Raw genomic sequence first — 1,455 nt, 5'->3', positions numbered from 1 at the left:
CCCGCCGCCAGCGTCTCGTCGAGCGTGATGATGACGGGCACGCGCTGGCTGACCTTGATCCAGTTCGAGTCGGTGTTGGCGCGCGGGACCGGCGAGAAGGCGGCCGCCACGGCCGGCACGAGCGCGCTGACGCGGCCGTGGTAGGCCTTCTGTCCGGGCGCGGCATCGAAGCGCACGTCAACGGGCTGGCCGATGCGGACCTGGCGATACTGCGATTCGAGCACGTTCGCCTGCACTTCGACGGGGCCCGCCGGGACCATCGTGGCCAGCAGCGTGCCTTCCGAGATCGACTGGCCGCGGGTCACGAACACGTCGTAGATGTAGGCGTCGTCGTCGAGGCGCAGCGTGGAGCGCTGCTTGGTCGCCAGGGCCGCGCTCAATGCCTGGATCGCCGCGGCGACGTTGGAACGCATGGTCAGCGGCGCGACCAGCTGGTAGTCGACGTTGGCGCCTTCGAGCTGGGCCAGCTTCTGGTTCAATAACGCCTGCTTTTCACTGGACTGGCGTTCGAGCAGCGCGTCTTTCGGCAGGTAGGCGTTGCTGACCAGGTTGCTCGCCTGTTCCAGCAGGGTATGCGAGCGGTCGAGCGCGACGTCCGCCTGCTCGATGCGATAGCGCGTGGCCTGGCGCGACGAGCATCGCAGCAGTTCGTCGCGCAGCGCGGCCCGCAGCTGCGTCGACGCCTTGGTGATCGCGAGCTCGTATTCGGGTTTGTTCAGGATGAACGCCACGGCGTCGCGGCTGGCAGCGGCGTGCGGCGTGAGCGCGAGTTCGTCGACGGCGCCGTTGGTCGGGCTGACGAGACGGGTCACGTGGCCGAACACGAAGGCGTTGTCGGTGCGGATGGTGTCGGCCTGCTGCGTCTCCCACCAGGCGATGCCGGCGACGGCGGCGGCGCAACCGGCCAGCGCCAATGCCAGGCGGGCTTTCTTGAATACCGTTGTTACTGCCTGCTTCATGCGTACTTCCTCGTCGTCGGCCTAGTGCAGGTTGGCGGCGGCGCGCAGGGACAGCGGACGCATGTCGGTCCACTCGTCCTCGATCCGGGCCAGGCAGTTCGCGCGGGTGTCCGGCTCGCCGGCGGCGGTCCAGCCGGACGGAACGTCGCGGCCGGCGGGCCAGATCGAATACTGGCCTTCCTGGTTGATCACGACGCGGTACAGTACTTCACTGGTGTTATCGGAGCTCATTGCGGTGTCCTTCAATCGGCTGTTGTGTGGTGCGCCAGTTCGGCGACGGTGGGGTAAAGGTAAAGGTCCTTGATGCTCAGGGCGACGCGGTCCGGGCCGCCGTCCAGCACCGCGAGCAGCTTCACGGCCAGCAGCGAATGGCCGCCGATGGCGAAGAAGTTGTCGTGGATGCCGACCTGCGGCAGTCCCAGCACCTCGCACCAGACGGCGCAGAAGCGCTCCTCCCGCGGCGTGCGCGGCGCGGCATAGCCGTCGTCGCCGCGGC

General features: G+C 68.2%; 3 protein-coding genes. All 3 read right to left on the bottom strand.

The features are described 5' to 3' along the window. The coding region (locus ASC93_RS00585; RefSeq protein WP_229412504.1) for an HlyD family secretion protein at nt 1–959 on the bottom strand (959 nt) is incomplete at its 3' end. 21 nt (nt 960–980) lie between these two features. Continuing rightward, on the bottom strand, nt 981–1,190 hold the full coding sequence (locus ASC93_RS00580; RefSeq protein ID WP_056435430.1) for an MbtH family NRPS accessory protein: 210 nt from the start codon (nt 1,188–1,190) through the stop codon (nt 981–983). Nucleotides 1,191–1,201: 11 nt separating this feature from the next. After that, nucleotides 1,202–1,455 (bottom strand): phosphopantetheine-binding protein (locus ASC93_RS00575; RefSeq protein ID WP_229412499.1); only part of this gene is annotated, 254 nt, incomplete at its 5' end.

This window comes from Massilia sp. Root335 (assembly GCF_001425685.1).
GTDB lineage: Bacteria > Pseudomonadota > Gammaproteobacteria > Burkholderiales > Burkholderiaceae_D > Telluria > Telluria luteola.
This window is presented reverse-complemented; position numbering and strand designations above follow the sequence as displayed.

Coding starts and splice junctions, on each gene's coding strand:
- ASC93_RS00580 (WP_056435430.1), bottom strand. CDS start 1,190: ATGAGCTCCGATAACACCAGTGAAGTACTGTACCGCGTCGTGATCAAC.